We start from the raw sequence: 22,339 nt of genomic DNA on the forward strand, positions 1-22,339 counted from the left end.
CTGGTAAAAACACCGCTGCTTACCCAGTTTGCGCCCGACCTGAAACAGCTTGATCCGGTATTGTTAAACGGTAGTTTTAATAGTGAATCAGGCGAATTGATAGTAAAAGGATCTATGCCGAAGGTAGTATATGGAACCAACACCGTTGATAATGCCAAATTGAATATCAATACCGGTAACAATGCCTTAAATTATAGTTTTGATGTAGATAAGATCAGGGTCGGCTCATCGTTGGAGTTGCTGTATACCAGCATATCGGGCAAGGCTCAGGATAACAAACTTAACGTTGCCCTGCAGGTGCGTGATGCGGCCAAAAAAGACAGGTATCGTGTTGCAGGTATATTTAGTGTAATGCCAAACCAATACCAGTTCAGCTTTGCACAGGATGGTTTGCTGCTTGATTACCTGCCCTGGGCCGTTAATGCAGACAACTATTTGCAATATGGCCCTAAAGGTATACTGGCGCATAACTTTACCATCACTAATACCAACCAGGTGCTTAGCGTTAATAGTAACCCGCAAGAGTTTAATGCTCCTATCACGGTTAATTTTAACAATTTCCGGATTGAAGCACTTACCAAAATAGCCAAACAGGATTCACTGCTGGTGGGTGGAACGATTGATGGCAAGGCCGAGATCAGCAACCTGCAAAAATCGCCTTTGTTTACTGCGGCCATTGATGTGAAAGATTTTAATTTTAAAGAAGATACAGTAGGTAACATCGCCCTGAAGGTTAATAACCAAACAGATAATGCCTATGCTGCCAATATGAGCATTACGGGTAAAGGTAACCAGGTTGATCTGACCGGCGTATACTACACCAGCCCCGAAAGCAGGTTTGACATGAACCTGAACATTGTAAACCTGAGCATGAAGAGCATTGAAGGCTTTAGCTTTGGCAGCCTGCGCAATTCCACAGGTAATATTACCGGGCAACTCAAAATAGCAGGTACCACTACAGCGCCGGCTGTACGGGGCGATATCAACTTTAATAAGGTTGGCTTTAACGTGGTCATGCTCAACTCCTACTTCCGTATGCCGCAGGAGAGCATTACCTTTAACGACGAAGGTATCCGTTTTAATGATTTTACACTGGTTGATTCTACCAACAATAAAGCAGTGATCAGCGGCAGCATTTATACTAAAACCTATACCGACTTTGCCTTTGGGCTCGATATTAATGCCCGTAATTTCCGGGCCATGAACTCTACCCAGGCCGATAATAAGCTGTATTACGGCAAGCTGTTTATTGATACCCGAGTAAAAATACGGGGCAATATGGCCAAACCGGTGGTTGATGCCAACCTCACCGTTAACGAAAAAACCGACATGACCATAGTACTTCCGACCACCGATCCAAGTGTGGAAGATCGAAAGGGCGTAGTTGAGTTCATTGATCAGAACGCGCCAAAGCTCGATTCTATTTTATTGGCCAAACAACTCGATTCACTTAAAAAATCTGATGTTACCGGGCTTGATGTATCGGCTACCATCACTGTAAATAAAAACGCGGCCTTTACCATTGTGATAGATGAAAGCAACGGTGATGTGGTGCATTTAAAGGGCGAAGCCAACCTGAACGGTGGCATTGACCCAAGCGGTAAAACCAACCTTACCGGAACTTATGTGGTCAATTCCGGTTCGTATGAATTATCATACGCTACCGTAAAACGCAAGTTCAACTTTAAACAGGGCAGCAGCATAGTTTGGACAGGCGACCCAACCAGCGCCAATATTGACCTTACGGCTATTTATGTAGCCAATGTACCCCCTATTGATCTGGTCGAAAATCAATCAACAGATGCAACTACATCCACCATGTACAAGCAAAAACTGCCTTTTAATGTAAATCTAAAACTTAAAAATCAGCTACTTACCCCAGATATTAGTTTTGATATTACATTACCCGATAGTAACTATACTGTATCAAGCGACGTTGTCAATAGCGTAAATACCCGCTTAGCCCAGGTACGTCAGGATCCTAACGAAATGAATAAACAGGTATTGGGCGTATTGGTACTTGGACATTTTATTGGGGATAATCCGCTACAAAGCCAGGGAGCCAATACTACTGCCGAAGGCCTGGTTCGTAATAGTGTGAGCAGCCTTCTTTCAGACCAATTGAACAGGCTGGCCGGCAACCTGATAGAGGGTGTCGATCTTAACTTTGGTTTAACCTCAGGTGAGGATTACTCATCAGGGACGGCCACCAACCGAACGGATCTGAACGTTGGCCTATCCAAGCGTTTCCTAAATGATAGGCTTACCGTAACCGTTGGCAACAACTTTAACCTGGAGGGCAACCAGCAAGGTCAAAAAGCTGCTAATATTGCCGGCGACGTATCTGTAAATTATAAACTGAGTAAAGACGGCCGTTATGCATTGCGTGCCTACCGCCGTGATGAATTTATAGTTATACAGGGACAAATTATTGAAACCGGTTTAGGATTTACCCTCACGGTAGATTATAACCGTTTCCGGGAAATATTCCGCAAGCGTTCGCCGCAAGAACGCCAAATGCGCCGCAAATACCTGGAACAGGAAAAAGAAAAGAAAAAAGCAGCAGATGATGCAGATCAGAAAGCTAATGACGCTGCAAAAACCGAAGAACAGCAACAGCCTGAGCAAAAGAAACAAACTACCACTTCAAACTAATTGTATGACCAAAAATTTAAGCTATATATTCATATTATCAGTTTTACTTAGTGCCTGTAGTACTACTAAGTATTTGGCTCCTGGTCAAAAATTATATACAGGTGGCGAAGTAAAAGTTCAGGATAAGGATCTCAAAAAAAGTGATGCAAAAGCCTTAACCGAAGAGCTGCAACCATTGTTGCGCCCTAAGCCTAATGGCTCTATACTGGGTTTAAGGGTTAAGCTTTGGATATATAATAAAACACGTACTAAAAAAACAAAAGGACTTGCACACTGGCTGAACACCAAATTTGGCGAACCTCCGGTTTTAGTAAGCTCGGTTGACCTGGACAAGAACAGCAATATATTAAAAAACCGATTACAGAACCAAAGCTATTTTCAGGCACAGGTAACCGGCGATACGGTGAGCAAAAATGCAAAAAGTAAGACCGCAAAAGCTATATATACCGCAGTTACCGGGCCTGGGTATAAGATCAGGAAAGTGATATTCCCGCCAGGGAAAGAAAGTATTGATACTGCTGTAACAGGTACATCGGCACAAACCTTTTTAAAACCAGGAGATAAATACAGCCTTGACGTAATTAAAAATGAGCGTATACGTATTGATGCCAAGCTAAAAGAAGAAGGCTTTTATTATTTCTCGCCCGAAAGCCTGATCATGCGTGTGGATAGCACCATTACTGGCCACCAGGTAGATATTTTCGTAGCTGTTAAAAACGACATAGCAGGCAGGTCAAAAAATATCTATACCATTGATAATATATATGTATACCCTAATTATTCCCTGCGTGACACATCATTAATGCTGGATAAAGCTCAGCACTACCGCTGGTACAATGTGGTGGAGAGAAGAAAAACGGTAAACAACTATATTTTTGCCAATACCGTTTTAATGCGCCCCGGCGAGGTTTATAACCGCACAGATCATAACAACTCCTTAAACCGGTTTGTGAACCTGGGGCCTTACAAATTTGTAAAAAACAGGTTTGAGGATGTATCAACAGATTCGTCAAAACTCAATGTATATTATTTTTTAACACCTTACAAAAAGAAATCGTTACAGTTAGAGGTACTTGGCCGTACCACATCAGCAAATTACACGGGCACACAAGTAAATCTGAACTGGCTTAACCGTAATGCTTTTAAAGGTGGCGAAGCTTTAAAGGTTACCCTGTTTGGTAGTACCGATGTGCAGGTTGGCGGTGATAATAATGGCTTTAATGTTTACCAGGCAGGTATTCAAACTACCTTGTCGTGGCCACGGTTTATCAGCCCGTTTTATCCAAAGGCTGATAATGCCTACATCCCGCATACTAACCTGACTTTAGGGTATACATTGGTTAACCGCCAAAAGTTATATACCCTGAACAGCTTTAATATGTCGTTCGGCTACCAGTGGAAAGAATCAGTTCACCGTTCACATGAATTGAATTTGATCAACATTACCTTTGTTAACCCTCAACAGGTATCTAAATTATACAGAGATAGTATAGCGAGCAGCGGCAACCCTACTTTGCAGCACGTTATTGATAAGCAATTTACCTGGGGACCAAGTTATAGCTATACGTTTACTAATACTACCGAAGATTACCGTACTAATACTTTTTACTATAACGGCAAGGTAAGCTTGTCTAACAACATATATGGTTTAATACGGGGCGCCGATACAACTGCGGGTAAAGTGCGGACTCTTTTTGGAACTATATTTAACCAGTATGTAAAGTTAGAGAATGAAATAAGATATTTTCATAAAACTGGGCCAAACAGCACTTTTGCCAGCCGATTGATTGTTGGTGTCGGATTACCTTATGGTAACTCCACCCTTTTACCTTACAGTCAACAATTTTTTATAGGTGGACCAAACAGTTTACGGGGTTTTCAAGCTCGTTCCATCGGTCCCGGATCATACGATCCTACTTCAAAAATCAGGAAGGGCGATTTTCTGCCGGATGAGTCAGGTGACATTAAAGTTGAGGCGAATATTGAGTACCGGCCTAAATTATTCAGTATAGTTCGCGGAGCGTTATTTGTTGATGCCGGTAATATTTGGTTATTAAACTCCAATAGCGGGCAACCCGGCGGTGTTTTCACCAAAAGCTTTTTGAAAGATATGGCTATTGACGCGGGCTTTGGTTTACGCTTCGATTTATCAGTACTGGTGTTACGTACCGACCTTGGTGTACCGCTCAGGGCACCTTTCAGACAGGCAGGCGATCAGGAATGGAACCTCAACTTCCGCAGGGCTGTATTTAACCTGGCCATCGGTTATCCTTTCTAATGCTATGAGCTATCAAACACTTACGAAGTTTTAAAAACTTCGTAAGCGTTGATCCTGTTAGTTACTTCGCTAAATCGCGGGAAAAACCTTTATCAAATATTAAATAAAATTATTATAATTATCGGATGACTACGTACATCCCGCTCCAGATCATTGACCTTCATGACGATGGCTTTCATCCGCTTATTGAGGTTACCTTGTTTGGTAAAACTTTCATCATGGTGCTGGATACCGGCGCTTCAAAAACTGCACTTGACCGTACCACCCTTTTTGAAGCCAACGAAACCACCAGCATCCTGGCCAGCGACCGCCTGTCAACCGGACTGGGCACCAATAGTATGGAATCATTCACGGCTACCATCAGCGGTATGTTTATTGGCGATGCCGCTATTGCCGATTTTGAAGTAGCCGTTCTTGACCTCTCCACCATCAACATAGCCTACAGCCAGATGGGGCACCCACATGTATTGGGCGTTTTGGGCGGCGATATATTAATGAAATACAAAGCTGTAATTGATTACGGTAAGCACCTGCTTAAACTAACAAAGCCCCGCTCAAACAAGCGGGGCCTATAAAAAATCACATATTAAAACTTAGTTCTTTTTTACTGGCACCAGGCTGAATGTACCGGTTACCGGGGTATTCCATTTATCATCCAGTGTTACATTAAAATTGGTAACATTATCATTAAACAATGCACCTGAATAAGTATAATGCGTATTGTTTAAAAATCTGACATATATATTAATATAGTTTTTAGGAAGCGACTTTGTAGCGATAACTTTACCGGCAGCATCCAAACAATCAATTATTACATTTGGATATCCGTATTGCCACAGATACCTATCAACGGTAAATCCGCTTTTACCTATATCTGTCGATTTTATTGGAAAAGAAACTGTAGCCGTAGGCCATGGATCCCATTGAAAATGAGGGTGCGCTTCGCCTACGCCCTGATTAAGATCAAGCCCTCCTGAATAATCCTCAAAGCTTAAACGGAGTGTTTTGGCGTTAGCAGGTAATGGGTCTGTGATTTTTACAGTAAGTTCACTCACCACGCGTTTTAATTCTACCGCCTGTGTTGATGTACCATTTACATCAAGCGGCATAGTTTTGTAAAAAGTTTCATAAACAGATTTATCGTCATAGTAAAAAATCTGATCTTCATACAGCGCTGAACTTTTATACTCAAATTCATAGTGTCCCGGGGCTTGGGTACCAACTATATAAACTGAATAGTGCCCTGCTTCAAGCGTATCTTTTATAGATCCAAAATTACTATCAGTAGATTTTTGCACTCTTCTTGACACTTCTGTATAAACGCCATTCACATCCTGCGTAAATATATAGTAGTACAGGAATTTAATTTGATCTTTAAGTGCTGCCGTAGTTTTGGTGGCTACAGCATTTGTTGAAAGTGAGGTACTGCTTTCTGTAAAGCCAGAAACATTGAATCCTACAGCGTAGCTCTTTTTAGGCGTTTTAGCGTCTGTAGTTGTTTTTACCCCTGATTCTTTTTTACAGGCAAACAGAAGCATGACCATAGCAGTAAGTAAGGTTATTTTATTTTTCATAGTAGATATTTTTATATAAAAATACCTACTAACCAATATTTTAAACACCAAAGCTTATGATTGATATTTTATTGTATAAAAATGATTATACATACAAATAATATTAACTTATCATAAATCAATCAAAATATATTTAAGTATTTAAAAAATATAGATATAACAAAAAGAGCCGTTTTATTTATTATAAAACGGCTCTAATATATTACAAATTAAAAGGCTTAAGGCTTATGTATCAATCTTAGCGTATTTAGCATTGCGTTCAATAAACTCGCGGCGCGGTGCTACTTCATCGCCCATTAACATACTGAAGGTATGGTCACAATCGGCAGCGTTTTCGATAGTAGCTTTTTTCAGTGTACGGGTTTCCGGGTTCATGGTAGTTTCCCAAAGCTGCGTATCGTTCATCTCGCCCAAACCTTTATAACGTTGAACGTGCACGCTATCTTCTTTACCGGCGCCTTTTAAACGCTGTATAGCGGCATCGCGCTGTACATCATTCCAGCAATATTCAAATTCTTTACCTTTTTTAACTTGATAAAGCGGCGGCGAAGCGATATATACATAACCGGCTTCAACCAGCTCCTTCATATAACGGAAAAAGAAGGTGAGAATCAGTGTGGTAATGTGCGATCCGTCCACGTCCGCATCCGTCATGATGATGATCTTGTGGTAACGCAATTTGGTTAAGTTAAGCGCTTTATCATCTTCAGGTGTACCTCGGCTAACGCCCAAACCGGTAAACATGTTCTTGATCTCTTCGTTTTCGTAAATCTTGTGCTCCATTGCCTTTTCCACGTTCAGGATTTTACCTCGTAAAGGTAAAATAGCCTGGTATTCGCGGTTACGGCCCTGTTTGGCGGTACCACCCGCCGAGTCACCTTCGACAAGGAAAAGCTCACAAAGAGCAGGATCATTATTAGCGCAATCAGATAGTTTACCTGGTAAGCCAGAACCTGTCATTACGCTCTTGCGCTGCACCAGTTCGCGGGCTTTACGGGCAGCCGCACGGGCTGTAGCGGCAAGTATTACCTTGTTTACGATCAGTTTAGCCTCCTTAGGGTTTTCTTCCAAAAAGTTACCCAAAATCTCGCCTACTGCTGTATCTACTGCGCCTATAACCTCATTATTACCTAACTTGGTTTTGGTTTGGCCCTCAAACTGAGGCTCCTGTACTTTTACTGAAACAACTGCAGTTAAGCCTTCTCGGAAGTCATCACCGGTGATCTCCACCTTCATGTTTTTCAGCAAGCCAGATTTATCAGCATAAGCTTTTAGCGTACGGGTCAAGCCCCTGCGGAAACCCGACACGTGCGTACCACCCTCAATGGTATTGATGTTATTTACATAAGAGAAAACATTCTCAGAGTAAGTATCATTATATTGAAAAGCAAGCTCAACCGGGATACCGTTCTTTACGCCATCCAGATAAATTGGCTCAGGAATGATCGATGCACGGGTACCATCTAAAAACTTAACAAACTCCCGCAAACCACCTTCAGAATAAAACTCTTCGCTCAGGAAGGTGCCATCCTCATTCGGGAAACGCTCATCAGTTAAAGTAAGGCGGATACCTTTATTTAAAAAGGCAAGCTCGCGTAAACGGCCGGCAAGGGTTTCGTATTTGTACTCGGTAGTAAACTGGAATATCTCCGGATCGGGCTGAAAGGTTTGCGTAGTACCTGTACGGTCGGTTACACCTATTTCCTTAACATCAAACAAAGGTTTTCCGCGTTCGTACTCCTGGGTGAAAATTTTACCTTCACGGTATACCACAGTTTTAACATGGGTTGATAAGGCGTTAACGCAACTTACACCCACACCGTGCAAACCTCCCGATACTTTATAGGTATCTTTATCAAATTTACCACCGGCGTGTAAAACGGTCATTACAATTTCAAGAGCCGATTTACCTTCCTTAGTATTTATACCGGTAGGTATTCCACGGCCATTATCAACAACTGTAATGGAATTTCCTTTATGAATAGTAACGTTTATGGTATCGCAGTAACCGGCAAGGGCCTCATCGATAGAGTTATCGACAACTTCGTATACTAAATGGTGCAAACCTTTTACGCCTGTATCACCAATATACATGGACGGACGCTTACGTACCGCCTCTAAACCCTCTAATACCTGTATATTATCTGCTGAATAATTGGACTTGTCCTGATTTTCTTCGCTCATATTTATTTAATACAACAACCTTCAAAAGTACGAAAAATACCCCGGATTAACGAATAGTTGTGGATAAAAATCGGGTTGTGGAAAGCCTTAAAAGACAGGAGTTCACGAATAGCTAAAGCTCAATTAGTGCTTTTTAAGCCATGATCCCGGTACATCTGCACATCTGATTAGGATACTTGTAACGAAAGATTATCTTTGTCAAAATTTTTACTTAATAAAGATAAATCTGTGTGTACTGATATCTAAAACGCTATAATTGCACACAAAGGCTTAATAACGAACAAAAACAGCATCATGAATATCATGCGCTGGCAAACATAAACTAAACGAAAAAAATCAATTAATTAGATGAAAACTACGGCTTCAATTTTAACAAAATTTACATTAGGGATATTAATTGCCGGAAGCGTTGCTGCCTGCAATCAAAATAAAACTGCCGACAAACCTGCTTCTGCAACCAGCGTTCCAAGTGACAGCAAAGAAACTATTGTTTACGTAAACTCTGACAGTTTATTAAACAAATACGATTACTTTAAAGATATGTCAAAACGCCTGGAAGATAAAGGCAAAGCATCACAAAGCGACCTACAGGCTAAAGGTCAGGCTTTTCAGCGTGAGGTAGCTGAATATCAGAAAAACGCCGCTACTTTACCTGCCGATCAGCGCCAGGCTACTGAGCAACGCTTACAACGCAAACAACAGGAACTGCAAGGCTACTCACAAAATGCTAACGCTGAGTTTCAAAACGCACAGGCAGGTGAAAACACTAAACTGTATGATAAAATTGCTGATTTTACTAAAGCTTATGCTAAAGAAAAAGGCTACAAACTGGTGTTAACCTATTCAAAAGCTAACCCAACCGTATTATATGGTGATGCTTCACTGGATGTTACTGCTGATGTAGTTAAACGCCTGAACGAAGCTTACGCTAAAGACAAAAAGTAGTTAAAAACAGATAGATTCCTCTTCAAATAATATGCAGATAATATCAAAATAGTTTTTAATAAATATCATAAAATATTAACATGCAAAAACCTCAACTATCGTTGAGGTTTTTTAATTTAGAGCATTATGGAAAACACAGCACACGAAAAATTTATGCGGATAGCTATTGAGTTATCCGAATACAATGTAAAGCAGGGCATGGGTGGCCCGTTTGGTGCTGTAATTGTTAAAGATGGCATGATCGTAGCGCGCAGCGCTAACCGGGTAGTACCAACCAATGACCCAACCGCGCACGCCGAGGTTTCTGTGATACGCCTGGCCTGCCAGGAATTAGGAACCTATGACCTTACAGGTTGCGAAATTTATACCAGCTGCGAACCCTGCCCTATGTGCCTCGGAGCCATATACTGGGCCCGTATTGATAAGGTTTATTATGCCAATACCAAGGCCGATGCTGCCGCCATTGGCTTTGACGATCATTTTATTTATGATGAGATAGATAGAACAATGGATAGCCGAAAATTATCTTTTGTACAATTACTCCGCACAGAAGCCCTTTCTGCATTTAAGCTATGGGAAACAACCGAAAATAAAACAGATTATTAATAATATATATTGTTATCCTGGCAACTTGCTTAGGATAACAATACTATGCCTACTCCGCCTCGCCTTCTGCTTCGTTTTTATCAAAAAAGTCATCTTTCAGGTCATCAATTTCGCGGCGGTCGCGTTTGGTTGGCCTGCCGGTGCCACGGTCGCGTTTTAAGATTGGCGCGTGAAACATTGACTTAAATGCGGGCGTTTGTTCAACTGGCGTTATATCCTGGTAAAACTCAACCGCTTTTTTGGCATCAACCCTGTTTTCAAGCAAGCCTGTTACTATGACCACCTTACGATCTGGTCCTTTAGCTACCTGGTAGGTTTCGCCAATCTTCACCTCGTGCGATGCTTTGATGTTTTTACCATCCAGTTTTACGCGGCCGGCTTTGCAGGCATCAGATGCCAGCGTACGGGTTTTAAAAAGCCTTATGGCCCACAGGTATTTATCTATTCTGAGTTTTTCTTTTTCGGGCATAAGGCCAAAATTAAGAAATCCTTAACATTAATAAATATCCCTTGCATAAACTAAACATACTTGCAACAGGTGGTTAATAATTTGATAACGTAAAATTCTCGTTATATAAAAGCTGCGACCTTACATTTAACTCCAGACAATGAGCCCGATAGGCGGTGCTGATTCATAACCTAAATAAAAAACACTTTACACAACAGCAATTTAATTCACAGATCAAATGAATGAAATCGTAAAACAAAAAGCAGCAGGAATTAAATTATTGATAACCGATTGCGATGGTGTATTAACAGATGCAGGAGTTTATTACAGCAATGAAGGCGAAGATCTTAAAAAATTCAACATGCGCGATGGCATGGGTGTGGAAAGACTGCGTAAATATGCCGATGTTGATACAAGCATTATTACAGGTGAATTTTCACCCTCAATAATAAAGAGGGCCGAGAAACTGCAAATAGTAGAATTACATTTAGGAGCAAAAGACAAGGTAGCGGTTTTTAAAGAGCTATGTGACCGTTTGAATGTACAGCCAGAACAAATTGCCTACATAGGTGATGATCATAATGATTTGGAGGTGATGAAGCTGGCCGGCTTAACCGCGTGCCCCGCTGATGCGCTACCCGCTATAAAAAACATAGCCGATATGGTATGCTCATTAAAAGGCGGTGAAGGCTGTTTCCGGGAGTTTGCTGAATTCATTATTGATGCAAAAAACAATACGTTTGCTTCGAATGGTCAAAACGGCACCATTACCTTAAATAACGGACGTGTAATTGGTAAGGGCCATCCAAGCTATATCATAGCCGAGATCGGCATTAATCATAACGGATCATTGGAAACCGCGAAAAAACTGATTGACGAAGCGGTAGCTGCCAAAGCCGACGCGGTAAAGTTTCAGAAAAGAACACCGGAAATTTGCGTCCCAAAAGATCAGTGGGAAATTATGAGGGATACCCCCTGGGGCCGTATCTCCTACATTGACTATAAGCGTAAAACCGAATTTGGCATAGCCGAATATGCTACTATTGACCAGTATTGCAAAAAACTGGGAATTGATTGGTTTGTATCTGCCTGGGATGCACCATCTGTTGATTTTATGGAACAGTTTGATACCGTATTATACAAACTGGCATCGGCCTCATTAACAGATTTTGCTTTGATACAGCGCATTCTGGAAACTGGCAAGCCACTGATGTTATCAACCGGTATGTCGACCATTAAAGAGATAGAAACTACTATGGATTATGTATATGCCTTTGATCCAAACTATCCGTTGTTCATAGCACATTCTACCTCAGCTTATCCATGCATTCCGCAGGAACTGAATTTAAAAATGATCCAGACACTGGAAGCCAAGTATCCGGGCATACCGGTTGGTTACTCCGGCCACGAAACCGGCTTAGCTACTACTGTAGCAGCCGTTACTATGGGTGCTACCTTTGTTGAGCGTCACTTTACCCTTGACAGAGCCATGTGGGGATCTGACCATGCCGCTTCTGTAGAACCGCAAGGTTTGCAGCGCCTGGTACGCGACATCAGGGATGTGGAAACAGCTATGGGTGATGGACTAAAAAAGGTTTACGAATCTGAACTGGCCCCTATGAAAAGGTTGCGCGTGAATATCAGCGATGAATATAAGGAAAAACCAATGGCTTAATCAATAAGCCTTAGCTTATCACAAAGTAAAAAGGCTCCGGGTATTAATCCGGAGCCTTTTATTTTTTAAACTTTGGCACCTTCCATTGCGGTACCGTTAAAATGCTGATCCATCTTTGAATAGGTTAACAACATTTTATTATACTGTTCCAAAAGTGATATATACCTGTCTTTCCATACATGGTGAGTTGGCAATTCCCAAAATATAGGGTCGTTGCTTTCAGGTTCTTTATAAGTACCTGTTTCCTTAAAATCTTCTTTGGTAAACAGGTTTGGAAATTCAACAGAAAAATCGTGCTTCAAGATCATGCCGATCCTGTATATGATCTCTGTTTTTAAATATTTTTGATTAAACCAATTATATACTGTTCTGCGGTTAACATGTGTAACACGCGCTATTTCACTAATGCTGTAACCTTTTTTTCTGATCAACATTTCCAGGATATGTCCATTATGATTTTCCATAATTATATTTTTTAATAGGGGAATTATTAAACCGTTATTAAATAATTATCTCTAAGTATGTTTTCTAAGCCAAACTCATGCTGGTTTTATCGGTATCAACTACCAATGCGCAATTAAGCTCTTTCATCATCAGTACAACTGATTTTCCGTTTATCTTAATTACTTCGCCCTGCCAATCCAGCATCAAACCGTTTTCTATTTTCATGGTATCCCCTATTTTAATGCGGGGCATACTTACGGCTTCAATGCTGTCATGGCTGTTGATGAGTGTTTTTATGCGTTCTATTTCAGCATTATTAACTGAAGCGGTTTTGCCGCAATGCTGAACAAAGTTTACTACGCCCGGAGTTTGCCTAACGCTAAGCTGCTCCTTCAAATCGGCCATTACAAATAAGTATGAACTGAATAAAGGCAGTTCAACAACTTTCATTCGGTCGGCCCATCGGCGTTTGGTTTTAATGGTTGGGCAAAAAGAGTTAATGTTTTGAGTTTTCAGCTGCTCATCAACCTTTTTTTCCCAGCGCGATCTGGTGTAAACCACCATCCACTGGGCGTTTTCGTTTTGTACTTGTGTGAAGTTCTTCATTATAATTAAAGTGAGAGTTATTAAATGATACTTAATCACCAGGTAACATACTATTAAAAAGAGTGTTACGAGTTTCTTGACGATCCGGCTTATAGTCCTAAAAACAACAAGTAGATCATTGGGAGTTTAGTAATTGTATTTTTCCATATCGTGCGCTATAATTGTTATCAAATAAGTGTTACAAATGTGAGAATTAGGTGTGATGTAAAGATAAATTACACATTCTTAGCATATTACTCGCTAAAGTTCAAATTTCGGCTGCTAAGGCTCATAAAGCATATTAATGAATTTTCAATGAAGAAATACCTCACTTAATGAATCAAAGTCCGGATGATTTTGCAGAGCGTAAGCAGGATAGTCATATCCTGACCTATGATTTGACAAATAACAGATATATTGTCATATATAACTTGCACATACTTGCTGTATATGCAAAGTAATTCTCCTTAAAATTCCTTTAATTTGCCAAAAGTTTAATTTTACCAATGCAAGATCTTAAAAAACTGATTGAAGATGCCTGGGAAGACAGGAATCTGTTGAACTACAACGAATATACCACTGCCATTGAAACCGTTATAGAAAGGTTGGATAAAGGCGAGATACGTGTTGCCGACCCAATTGGCACACGCTGGCATGTAAACGAGTGGATTAAAAAAGCAGTAGTATTATACTTCCCAACCCGCCAGATGGAAGAAATTAAAGTTGGCCCTTTTGTATTTCATGATAAAATGAAATTAAAAACCGACTATAAAGCAGCCGGCGTACGCGTAGTACCTCACGGTATTGCCCGTTACGGCGCCTACCTTGCAAAAGGGGTTATCATGATGCCATCGTATGTAAACATTGGTGCCTACGTTGATGAAGGCACTATGGTTGATACCTGGGCTACCGTAGGTTCATGTGCGCAAATTGGCAAGCACGTTCATTTAAGCGGCGGTGTTGGTATTGGTGGCGTACTTGAACCATTACAAGCTGCCCCGGTTATTATTGAAGATAACTGTTTCCTTGGCTCACGTGCCATTGTGGTTGAAGGTGTACATGTTGAACATGAAGCCGTATTGGGAGCTAATGTGGTTTTAACCGCATCAACCAAAATTATTGACGTAACCGGCTCAACTCCGGTTGAGTATAAAGGCCGTGTACCTGCCCGTTCAGTAGTTATACCTGGTTCATACACCAAAAAATTCCCAGCCGGAGATTATCAGGTACCATGCGCCCTGATCATCGGAACCCGTAAAGAATCAACCGATAAAAAAACATCGCTGAACGATGCTCTGCGTGAAAACAATGTAGCTGTTTAAGTATTACGTTTGACGTTGTACGTTATACGCCGTAAATGTATATAACGTATTACGTACAACATATCACGTAAAACGTAAAATATGAAGATACTGATAAGGCTGCCTAACTGGCTTGGCGATGTGGTGATGAGTACAGCCTTCGTCGCGGCGGTAAAGCAGCTTTATCCTGATGCCCAAATTGATGTGATCATCAAAAAAGAGCTGAGTAATATTGCTCCGCTTATACCAAGTATTAATCAGGTATACCCTTTCTCCAAACAAGAATATAGCGGATTAACGGGTGTTTATCGTTTTGGTAAAAACCTACGCGCCCAACGGTACGATCTGTTTTTTAATCTGCCACAATCCTTGTCATCGTTGGTTATGGCCCGGGCCACATCCGCCAAAAAGCGAATAGGCTTTGGTAAAGAGGGTGGTTTCTTTTTACTCACCAACTCATACAAGAAACCACATAACCTGCACCGTGCAGATGAGTATGTATCGCTCCTGGAACAATTTACCGGCAAAACAATAACCCATAAACAGGTAACCTTAAAAGCAGAAAACTCGGTGCCCAAACAAGATAACCGGGTTTTGATCAATTTTAATTCAGAGGCTTCATCAAGACGCATGCCTTTAGATAAAGGCAGGGCGCTGCTTAATAAACTCACGGCCACTTTTAATAATACGGTATTCTGCCTTATTGGCTCGCCAAAAGAAGCGGTATTTGTAAGCCAATTGATCATCGGCTCAGAAAACTCCGACAGATTGGAGAACCATGCCGGTAAAACAGACCTGCCAGGCTTATGCAACCTGATGGCTCAAAGTGCCGCCGTGTTAACTACCGACTCGGGCCCGGCCCATTTGGCCAATAGCGTAGGTGCCCCCGTCATTGCCTTATTTGGAGCAGGTAACGAGTATAATACGGCCCCTTATAACAAACAAAATTTAACCATACTACGTTATGGTAAACTAACCTGCGAACCCTGTGTACGCAATACCTGCAAGCTTTACGGCGTTCCTAAATGCATGGAACTGCTGGATGAATTGCAAATTATAAACGCATTAAGCCAATATATTAATCATGCTTAAAGACGAAGTTGCTAAAGCGCTTAAAACACTACAGGAAGGCGGGATAATCCTGTACCCTACCGATACCATATGGGGCATTGGCTGCGATGCCACCAATACCGAAGCCGTGCAAAAGATATATCGGCTTAAACAACGCGATGAGGCAAAAAGCATGATCATTTTGCTGGATACCGAAAACAAACTGGAAAGCTATGTTAGGGAAGTGAACCCACTGGCCTATGACTTGATTGAATATGCCGAAAACCCGCTGACCCTGGTAATGCCCGGAGCCAAAAATATTTCGCCGGCTTTAATAGCTGCCGATGGTAGTATAGGTATACGCGTAACCGGTAACGAATTTTGCAAACAGTTGATACAACGTCTGCGCAAGCCGCTGGTATCAACCTCGGCCAATATAAGCGGCAAACCGTCGCCGCAATATTTTTCGCAGATAGACCAAGAAGTTATTGATGGGGTTGATTATGTGGTTGATATCGACCAGCACAGCAAGGAAATTAAAAATCCGTCAACCATCATGAAATTATCTCCCGATGGCACATTTGAGTTTTTGCGCAGATAGCTTTGATTTCGGAATTCGGATTTTCGATTTCGGATTTAAAAGCTCAACGCCCAAAAAATGCTGTTCGATTCTCTGACTTTGAACTACTATGCTTATAGTCTTTAGACTATCGTATCGCAGAAAACGTGCATAAAACTCTGCTAAGGCTCATTTTTTTGCATTAGAATTTAGAGCTTGGAATTTAGCATTACCTTTGCACTTTGTTTTAAAACTTATTTTAAGATTTAGAACTTAGCGTTTAGAATTTTATCAAGCCACATGAAAGCCCACCTGCAGCACCCCGTATTCTCTATCATATCAAAACTTGCAGCTCAGCATGAGTTACAGGTTTATGCTATCGGGGGCTTTGTGCGCGATATTTTTCTGAAACGCCCGTCAAAGGATATCGATATTGTTATTATAGGTAACGGCATTACCTTTGCCGAGGCTGTAGCTGCCAAACTGAAGGTAAAGCTTGCTGTGTATAAAAACTTTGGTACAGCATCATTAAAATATCAGGACCTTGAAATAGAGTTTGTAGGTGCCCGGAAAGAATCGTACCGGCTTGATTCGCGCAAGCCCATTGTAGAGAACGGCACGCTGGAGGATGATCAAAAGCGTCGTGACTTTACCATCAACGCGCTGGCCATATCACTGCACCCTGATACCTTTGGCGATCTGCTTGATCCTTTCGGCGGTATTGCCGATCTGGAACAAAAACTGATCAGAACACCGCTTAATCCGGCCGAAACATTTTCTGATGACCCCTTGCGCATGATGCGGGCTATCAGGTTTGCTACTCAGCTCAACTTTCGTATTGATGATATTGCTGTACAGGCCATCAAAAACAATGTCGACCGCATCAGCATCATATCACAGGAGCGCATTAGCGATGAACTGAATAAGATCATCCTTTCGCCGGTACCTTCTATAGGCTTTAATTATTTGTTCGATACCGGCTTGCTGCATAAAATATTTCCGCAGATGGCCAACTTATATGGGGTTGACTATATTGACGGCAAAGGCCATAAAGACAATTTTTACCACACACTGCAGGTTCTGGATAACATTTGCGAAACCACCAATGATCTGTGGCTGCGTTGGGCCGCCATATTGCATGACATTGCCAAACCGGCAACCAAACGCTTTGAAGCCGGCCACGGCTGGACATTTCATGGCCATGAAGACCGCGGCGCCCGCATGGTTCCTAAAATATTTGCCCAGCTAAAATTACCGCTTAATGAAAAAATGAAGCAGGTACAAAAACTGGTTCAGTTGCATTTAAGGCCAATTGTACTTTCGCAATCCATCGTCACCGATTCGGCAGTACGCAGGTTGCTTTTTGAGGCTGGTGACGACATTGAGGCACTCATGCTGTTGTGTAAAGCAGACATAACTACCAAAAACGAATATAAGATCAAAAAATATCGTAACAATTTTGAGTTGGTTCAACAAAAATTAAAAGACGTTGAGGAGCGCGACAGCATCAGAAATTGGCAGCCACCTGTTACCGGTAATGATATTATGCAGCTTTTTGGTATAAAAGAAGGCCGCGAAGTAGGAATTATCAAAAATCAGATACGTGAAGCCATACTGGAAGGCGATATTCCCAACAACCGCGAAGCTGCCCTAAATTTTACAATTGCCAAAGGTTTAGAAATTGGCTTAAAAGTTGTGGCAGACACAAAATTGAATTAAAAGATTATTTTTGTCCCCAAAATTTACAAAAACAATGGCACTATACAGGTTCAGGATCACTTTTGAAGATTATGATGACGTGGTAAGAGAGATTGATGTAAAATCAAATCAAACCTTCGAGGATCTTCACCGCGCAATACATCAGTCAACCGGGTACAATCCCGAGTTTTCATCTTCTTTTTATATCAGTAACGACCAATGGACCAAAGGTGAGGAAATCACTTACCTGCCTAATCAAAAAAGAATTGACCGTGGGGTATCGTTAATGGACAAAGTAAAGCTGCTTAGTTTTATAGATGATCCGCATCAAAAATTTTACTATACATTCAATTTTGACCGTCCGTTTGATTTTCATGTGGAACTAATGAAGATCATTTTAGATGAAAATCCAAATACCTCTTATCCGGCAGTTATCAAATCAGTTGGCGAAGCTCCTAAGCAATTCGGCAATGTATTTAATCCAACTGTATTACCGCCAACAAGTGAAGATTTCGACTTTTTGAACGAGATGGCTTTTAACCCGGAAGATGCTGAAGATTTTTCTGAAGTAACAGATACCGGAGCAGATGAACTACCTGAAGAAAAGCATGACGAGGAGGAAGAAGAGGATGATGAATTTGGAAATGAATTTGCTGACGACGAAGGTTTTGATGATGACGACAAACCACATCGCGGCGGTAGCGACGATTATTAATTAGTTGCTTCGCAGTTCATGGATCATAGCTGATGGTTCATAGCAGAATACAATTTGCACATAGTACCGGTAAAATTCGGCTATTATCCATGATCTATTAACTATGATCCCCAAAACCAAAACTTTAATTGTTGTTGCCGGCCCTACTGCCGTAGGTAAAACAGCGGCAGCAATTGAACTGGCCAAACATTACAACACGGTTGTGGTTTCGGCCGACTCCAGGCAGTTTTTCAGGGAGATGAGCATTGGTACCGCTAAACCCGACACCCAGGAATTAGCAGAAGTAAAACATTATTTTATCGATTCGCATTCCATAGCCGAGCCTTTTTCTGTAGGCGATTTTGAAAAACAGGGCCTTGCTTTACTTGATGAGCTTTTTGAAGTACACAATCATATTATTTTAGCCGGCGGCTCGGGCCTATATATTAAGGCCATATGTGAGGGCTTTGACGATGTTCCTAAAGCCGATCCGGTTATCCGCGAAAATCTAAACCATGAACTGGAAGAAAAAGGCATTACCTACCTGCAGCAAAAGCTAAAACTGGCAGACCCGGTTTATTATGACGAGGTTGATCTGGATAACCCACAACGCATCATCAGAGCGCTGGAAGTTTTTGAAAGTACAGGTAAACCTATTTCATCATACCGACAGGCTACGGTAAATAAACGTCCTTTTCATATCGTAAAATTAGCACTCAATCTTCCGCGTGAGGTATTATATAACCGCATTAACCAGCGAGTTGATATCATGATGCAACACGGTTTATTGGCCGAGGTACAAGGCCTGCTTCCCTACCGGCAGCTTAACGCCCTTCAAACAGTAGGCTTCACCGAACTGTTTGATTATATCGATGGCCAAATCACCCTGGAAAAAGCAATTGAGATGATCAAGCAAAATACCAGGCGTTTTGCAAAGAGGCAACTTACCTGGTTTCGCAGGGATGCAGAATTTCACTGGTTTCAGGCCAGCGATGCGGATGTGATTGAACAAATGGTAAATACTGTTTCAGCAGCATCTTGATATATACGCTTAATTTTCAGCTTAAAAATCTTCGGGGAATAGCAATATAATGCGCGCAAAATTGTTAATATTGCAGTTTAATCGGTAAATACTACTATTTAGGTGGATTTACGGGGTTTTATAGTAGAACATGCACAAATATTATCTTACTCATCTGCAGGAATTAGAATCAGAGGCCATCTATGTGATCAGGGAAGTTGTGGCCCAGTTTGATCGTCCTGCCATATTATTCTCAGGCGGAAAAGACTCAATTGTGGTAACCCATTTAGCACAAAAAGCATTCTGGCCTGCCAAAATCCCCATGCCTCTGATACACATAGATACCGGGCATAACTTTCCCGAAACAATGGAGTTCAGGGATAAACTGGTAGATAGGCTAGGTGTACAACTTATTGTAGGCTCTGTTCAGGAAGCTATTGATAAAGGTCGTGCGGTGGAAGAAAGCGGAATTAATGCCAGCCGTAACGAACTACAGATAGTTTCATTGCTGGATACTATTGAACACCATAAAATTGACGCTGCCATTGGCGGAGCCCGCCGTGATGAAGAAAAAGCCCGTTCAAAGGAACGTTTCTTTTCGCACCGGGACGAATTTGGCCAGTGGGACCCTAAAAACCAACGCCCCGAGCTTTGGAACATTTTTAATGGCCGCAAAAGAATGGGTGAGCATTTCAGGGTATTCCCGATCAGTAACTGGACCGAGATGGACATCTGGAATTATATTTTACAGGAAAATATCGCTATCCCTTCGCTTTATTTTGCCCATAACCGTGAGGCTGTTTACCGTGATGGCACTTGGCTGCCTAACTCAGAGTTTTTGGCACTGCGCGATGGCGAAAAGATTGAGAACAAACTGATGCGTTTCCGTACCCTGGGTGATATTACCATTACCGGAGGTATTGAATCAGAAGCAGATACGCTGGAGAAAATTGTGAATGAAGTATCGGCCACCCGTAGCACAGAGCGTGGCAACCGCAGCGATGATAAACGCTCTGATACCTCAATGGAAGACAGAAAAAAACAAGGTTATTTTTAAATTGATTTTAAATAGTATCAAATAGTTAGTATCAGGTATCAAGATAGCTTCACAGAAGTGTATTATCGTTTTCAAAAATCTTGATACCTGATACTAACTACTTGATACTAACCACCACATAAATATGGAACTATTACGTTTTACAACAGCCGGTAGTGTAGACGATGGCAAAAGCACCCTCATCGGAAGATTATTGTACGACTCTAAATCTATTTTTGAGGATCAGATGGCGGCCGTAAAACAATCAAGCGAAAGAAAAGGCTTACAACATATTGATCTTTCTTTACTGACAGATGGCTTACGTTCCGAAAGGGAGCAGGGTATCACCATTGATGTTGCTTACCGTTACTTTGCTACGCCAAAACGTAAATTTATTATTGCCGATACTCCAGGTCACATCCAATACACCCGTAACATGGTTACCGGTGCATCTACCGCCAACCTGGCTTTGGTCCTGGTTGATGCGCGTAAAGGTGTCGTTGAGCAAACCTGCAGGCATTCATACATAGCCTCACTTTTAAAAATACCACATATTATTGTTTGCATTAACAAAATGGATTTGGTTGATTACTCGGAAGAGGCTTTTAATAAAGTGGTGGAGCAATACAATGACTTTGCCGGTAAAATTGATGTAACCGATATCCGTTATATACCCATCAGCGCGCTGGAAGGTGATAATGTGGTGAATGATTCAGAAAATATGCCCTGGTATAACGGCACCAGCTTATTACATACATTAGAAACCATACACATTGGCAGCGATGAAAACCATGTTGATGCCCGTTTCCCCGTACAAACCGTAATTCGCCCACATGCTGCAGAGTATCATGATTACAGGGGCTATGCAGGCCGTATAGCCGGTGGTATATTTAAACCCGGCGATAAAATAACCGTACTGCCTTCGGGCTTAACATCGGCCATCAAATCTATAGATACTTTTTCCGGACCGGTTGAGGAGGCTTTCGCACCGATGTCGGTATCAATCACTCTGGATGATGATATTGATATAAGCCGTGGCGATGTAATTGTGAAAGATGATAGCGAACCGCAGGTAAGCCAGGATATTGATGCCATGCTTTGCTGGATGGCTGCCAAAGGTCCGCGCCCCGGTGCAAAATATTATTTGAAAAATACCACCCGCGAGGTGATGGCTATTATTAAAGAAGTTTACTACAAACTGGACATCAATACCCTTGATAAACTGGAAGATGCAGGTGATATTAAAATGAATGAGATGGCCCGTGTACGCCTGCGTACCACCCAGCCACTCGTATTTGATGAATACCGCAAAAACCGCATTACCGGTTCGCTAATACTCGTTGACGAGTCTACAAACGAAACTGTAGCCGCAGGAACAATATTATTATAGGCCCCCCGGCCCCCTAAAGGGGGAGCTTCAAAATATTATTCATTAAAAAGGCCAGCTTTAAAAACTGGCCTTTTTGTTTTAGTACTCTTCAAATCAAAAAGCCCCTCTTTAGGGGCTGGGGGGCTTGACTAAATAAACTTTGCTCCGAATTTATTTTTGACATCGGCTACCACCTGCTTTACGTTTTGTTCCTGAT

At 41.6% G+C, this 22,339-nt stretch carries 19 protein-coding genes; 14 read left to right on the top strand and 5 right to left on the bottom strand.

What is annotated here, in order from left to right:
* The 3 genes from AAGC65_RS16660 to AAGC65_RS16670 all read left to right on the top strand — a co-directional run.
* On the top strand, positions 1–2,655 hold a 2,655-nt coding region (locus AAGC65_RS16660), incomplete at its 5' end, for a translocation/assembly module TamB domain-containing protein (protein ID WP_343113595.1).
* A 4-nt stretch (positions 2,656–2,659) separates the two neighbouring features.
* Positions 2,660–4,933: a BamA/TamA family outer membrane protein gene (locus tag AAGC65_RS16665; RefSeq protein WP_343113596.1), complete on the top strand. Its 2,274-nt coding sequence runs from the start codon at positions 2,660–2,662 to the stop codon at positions 4,931–4,933.
* A gap of 125 nt (positions 4,934–5,058) precedes the next feature.
* A complete protein-coding gene (locus tag AAGC65_RS16670) occupies positions 5,059–5,508 on the top strand; it encodes an aspartyl protease family protein (RefSeq protein ID WP_343113597.1) in 450 nt (149 codons plus the stop codon).
* An 18-nt stretch (positions 5,509–5,526) separates the two neighbouring features.
* On the opposite strand, the gene AAGC65_RS16675 is transcribed toward AAGC65_RS16670, so the two are convergent.
* Both AAGC65_RS16675 and gyrB read right to left on the bottom strand, forming a co-directional pair.
* Positions 5,527–6,507 (bottom strand): hypothetical protein, encoded by a 981-nt coding sequence (locus tag AAGC65_RS16675; RefSeq protein ID WP_343113598.1) that lies wholly within the window; start codon positions 6,505–6,507, stop codon positions 5,527–5,529.
* Positions 6,508–6,732: 225 nt separating this feature from the next.
* Positions 6,733–8,691 carry a DNA topoisomerase (ATP-hydrolyzing) subunit B gene (gyrB, locus tag AAGC65_RS16680; protein ID WP_343113599.1) on the bottom strand — a complete coding sequence of 653 codons (1,959 nt, stop codon included), beginning with the start codon at positions 8,689–8,691 and terminating at the stop codon, positions 6,733–6,735.
* 348 nt (positions 8,692–9,039) lie between these two features.
* Here gyrB and AAGC65_RS16685 point away from each other — a divergent pair, with 348 nt between their 5' ends.
* Both AAGC65_RS16685 and AAGC65_RS16690 read left to right on the top strand, forming a co-directional pair.
* Positions 9,040–9,636 (top strand): OmpH family outer membrane protein, encoded by a 597-nt coding sequence (locus AAGC65_RS16685; RefSeq protein WP_343113600.1) that lies wholly within the window; start codon positions 9,040–9,042, stop codon positions 9,634–9,636.
* 126 nt (positions 9,637–9,762) lie between these two features.
* On the top strand, positions 9,763–10,242 hold the full coding sequence (locus tag AAGC65_RS16690; RefSeq protein ID WP_343113601.1) for a nucleoside deaminase: 480 nt from the start codon (positions 9,763–9,765) through the stop codon (positions 10,240–10,242).
* Between the two features lie 49 nt (positions 10,243–10,291).
* Here AAGC65_RS16690 and AAGC65_RS16695 read toward each other — a convergent pair whose 3' ends face one another.
* A complete protein-coding gene (locus AAGC65_RS16695; RefSeq protein ID WP_343113602.1) occupies positions 10,292–10,711 on the bottom strand; it encodes an RNA-binding S4 domain-containing protein in 420 nt (139 codons plus the stop codon).
* Positions 10,712–10,928: 217 nt separating this feature from the next.
* Here AAGC65_RS16695 and AAGC65_RS16700 point away from each other — a divergent pair, with 217 nt between their 5' ends.
* Positions 10,929–12,365 (top strand): N-acetylneuraminate synthase family protein, encoded by a 1,437-nt coding sequence (locus tag AAGC65_RS16700; RefSeq protein WP_343113603.1) that lies wholly within the window; start codon positions 10,929–10,931, stop codon positions 12,363–12,365.
* Between the two features lie 65 nt (positions 12,366–12,430).
* Here AAGC65_RS16700 and AAGC65_RS16705 read toward each other — a convergent pair whose 3' ends face one another.
* Positions 12,431–12,829 carry a helix-turn-helix domain-containing protein gene (locus tag AAGC65_RS16705; RefSeq protein WP_343113604.1) on the bottom strand — a complete coding sequence of 133 codons (399 nt, stop codon included), beginning with the start codon at positions 12,827–12,829 and terminating at the stop codon, positions 12,431–12,433.
* Positions 12,830–12,893: 64 nt separating this feature from the next.
* Positions 12,894–13,415, bottom strand: coding sequence for a UpxY family transcription antiterminator (locus AAGC65_RS16710; RefSeq protein ID WP_343113605.1), 522 nt, complete (start codon positions 13,413–13,415; stop codon positions 12,894–12,896).
* 485 nt (positions 13,416–13,900) lie between these two features.
* Here AAGC65_RS16710 and AAGC65_RS16715 point away from each other — a divergent pair, with 485 nt between their 5' ends.
* From AAGC65_RS16715 to cysN, 8 genes are all read left to right on the top strand, one after another.
* A complete protein-coding gene (locus AAGC65_RS16715) occupies positions 13,901–14,716 on the top strand; it encodes a 2,3,4,5-tetrahydropyridine-2,6-dicarboxylate N-succinyltransferase (RefSeq protein WP_343113606.1) in 816 nt (271 codons plus the stop codon).
* An 81-nt stretch (positions 14,717–14,797) separates the two neighbouring features.
* Complete coding sequence (locus AAGC65_RS16720; RefSeq protein ID WP_343113607.1) at positions 14,798–15,787, top strand: glycosyltransferase family 9 protein; 990 nt, start codon at positions 14,798–14,800, stop codon at positions 15,785–15,787.
* On the top strand, positions 15,780–16,346 hold the full coding sequence (locus AAGC65_RS16725; protein WP_343113608.1) for an L-threonylcarbamoyladenylate synthase: 567 nt from the start codon (positions 15,780–15,782) through the stop codon (positions 16,344–16,346). Before AAGC65_RS16720 ends, AAGC65_RS16725 begins: the two co-directional genes overlap by 8 nt.
* Before the next feature lie 258 nt (positions 16,347–16,604).
* Positions 16,605–18,023 (top strand): HD domain-containing protein, encoded by a 1,419-nt coding sequence (locus tag AAGC65_RS16730; protein WP_343113609.1) that lies wholly within the window; start codon positions 16,605–16,607, stop codon positions 18,021–18,023.
* Between the two features lie 34 nt (positions 18,024–18,057).
* On the top strand, positions 18,058–18,717 hold the full coding sequence (locus AAGC65_RS16735; RefSeq protein WP_343113610.1) for an IS1096 element passenger TnpR family protein: 660 nt from the start codon (positions 18,058–18,060) through the stop codon (positions 18,715–18,717).
* A 103-nt stretch (positions 18,718–18,820) separates the two neighbouring features.
* Positions 18,821–19,738 carry a tRNA (adenosine(37)-N6)-dimethylallyltransferase MiaA gene (gene miaA, locus AAGC65_RS16740; RefSeq protein ID WP_343113611.1) on the top strand — a complete coding sequence of 306 codons (918 nt, stop codon included), beginning with the start codon at positions 18,821–18,823 and terminating at the stop codon, positions 19,736–19,738.
* 130 nt (positions 19,739–19,868) lie between these two features.
* Entirely contained in the window at positions 19,869–20,774 is a 906-nt protein-coding gene (gene cysD, locus AAGC65_RS16745) for a sulfate adenylyltransferase subunit CysD (protein ID WP_343113612.1), read from the top strand.
* A 124-nt stretch (positions 20,775–20,898) separates the two neighbouring features.
* The gene (gene cysN / locus AAGC65_RS16750) at positions 20,899–22,143 is read left to right on the top strand and encodes a sulfate adenylyltransferase subunit CysN (RefSeq protein WP_343113613.1); all 1,245 of its coding nucleotides are present in this window, start codon (positions 20,899–20,901) and stop codon (positions 22,141–22,143) included.
* The last annotated feature ends 196 nt before the right edge of the window (positions 22,144–22,339 follow it).

Origin of the sequence: Mucilaginibacter sp., assembly GCF_039207105.1 — a bacterium.
In the GTDB taxonomy this organism is placed as follows: Bacteria; Bacteroidota; Bacteroidia; order Sphingobacteriales; family Sphingobacteriaceae; genus Mucilaginibacter.

Excerpts from the sequence above, each read along its gene's own strand:
- gyrB (WP_343113599.1), bottom strand. The coding sequence starts at position 8,691 with ATGAGCGAAGAAAATCAGGACAAGTCCAATTATTCAGCAGATAATATA.
- AAGC65_RS16715 (WP_343113606.1), top strand. The coding sequence starts at position 13,901 with ATGCAAGATCTTAAAAAACTGATTGAAGATGCCTGGGAAGACAGGAAT.
- AAGC65_RS16725 (WP_343113608.1), top strand. The coding sequence starts at position 15,780 with ATGCTTAAAGACGAAGTTGCTAAAGCGCTTAAAACACTACAGGAAGGC.
- cysN (WP_343113613.1), top strand. The coding sequence starts at position 20,899 with ATGGAACTATTACGTTTTACAACAGCCGGTAGTGTAGACGATGGCAAA.
- AAGC65_RS16665 (WP_343113596.1), top strand. The coding sequence starts at position 2,660 with ATGACCAAAAATTTAAGCTATATATTCATATTATCAGTTTTACTTAGT.
- AAGC65_RS16690 (WP_343113601.1), top strand. The coding sequence starts at position 9,763 with ATGGAAAACACAGCACACGAAAAATTTATGCGGATAGCTATTGAGTTA.
- AAGC65_RS16670 (WP_343113597.1), top strand. The coding sequence starts at position 5,059 with ATGACTACGTACATCCCGCTCCAGATCATTGACCTTCATGACGATGGC.
- AAGC65_RS16700 (WP_343113603.1), top strand. The coding sequence starts at position 10,929 with ATGAATGAAATCGTAAAACAAAAAGCAGCAGGAATTAAATTATTGATA.
- AAGC65_RS16720 (WP_343113607.1), top strand. The coding sequence starts at position 14,798 with ATGAAGATACTGATAAGGCTGCCTAACTGGCTTGGCGATGTGGTGATG.
- AAGC65_RS16730 (WP_343113609.1), top strand. The coding sequence starts at position 16,605 with ATGAAAGCCCACCTGCAGCACCCCGTATTCTCTATCATATCAAAACTT.
- miaA (WP_343113611.1), top strand. The coding sequence starts at position 18,821 with ATGATCCCCAAAACCAAAACTTTAATTGTTGTTGCCGGCCCTACTGCC.
- AAGC65_RS16735 (WP_343113610.1), top strand. The coding sequence starts at position 18,058 with ATGGCACTATACAGGTTCAGGATCACTTTTGAAGATTATGATGACGTG.
- AAGC65_RS16705 (WP_343113604.1), bottom strand. The coding sequence starts at position 12,829 with ATGGAAAATCATAATGGACATATCCTGGAAATGTTGATCAGAAAAAAA.
- cysD (WP_343113612.1), top strand. The coding sequence starts at position 19,869 with ATGCACAAATATTATCTTACTCATCTGCAGGAATTAGAATCAGAGGCC.
- AAGC65_RS16685 (WP_343113600.1), top strand. The coding sequence starts at position 9,040 with ATGAAAACTACGGCTTCAATTTTAACAAAATTTACATTAGGGATATTA.
- AAGC65_RS16710 (WP_343113605.1), bottom strand. The coding sequence starts at position 13,415 with ATGAAGAACTTCACACAAGTACAAAACGAAAACGCCCAGTGGATGGTG.
- AAGC65_RS16675 (WP_343113598.1), bottom strand. The coding sequence starts at position 6,507 with ATGAAAAATAAAATAACCTTACTTACTGCTATGGTCATGCTTCTGTTT.
- AAGC65_RS16695 (WP_343113602.1), bottom strand. The coding sequence starts at position 10,711 with ATGCCCGAAAAAGAAAAACTCAGAATAGATAAATACCTGTGGGCCATA.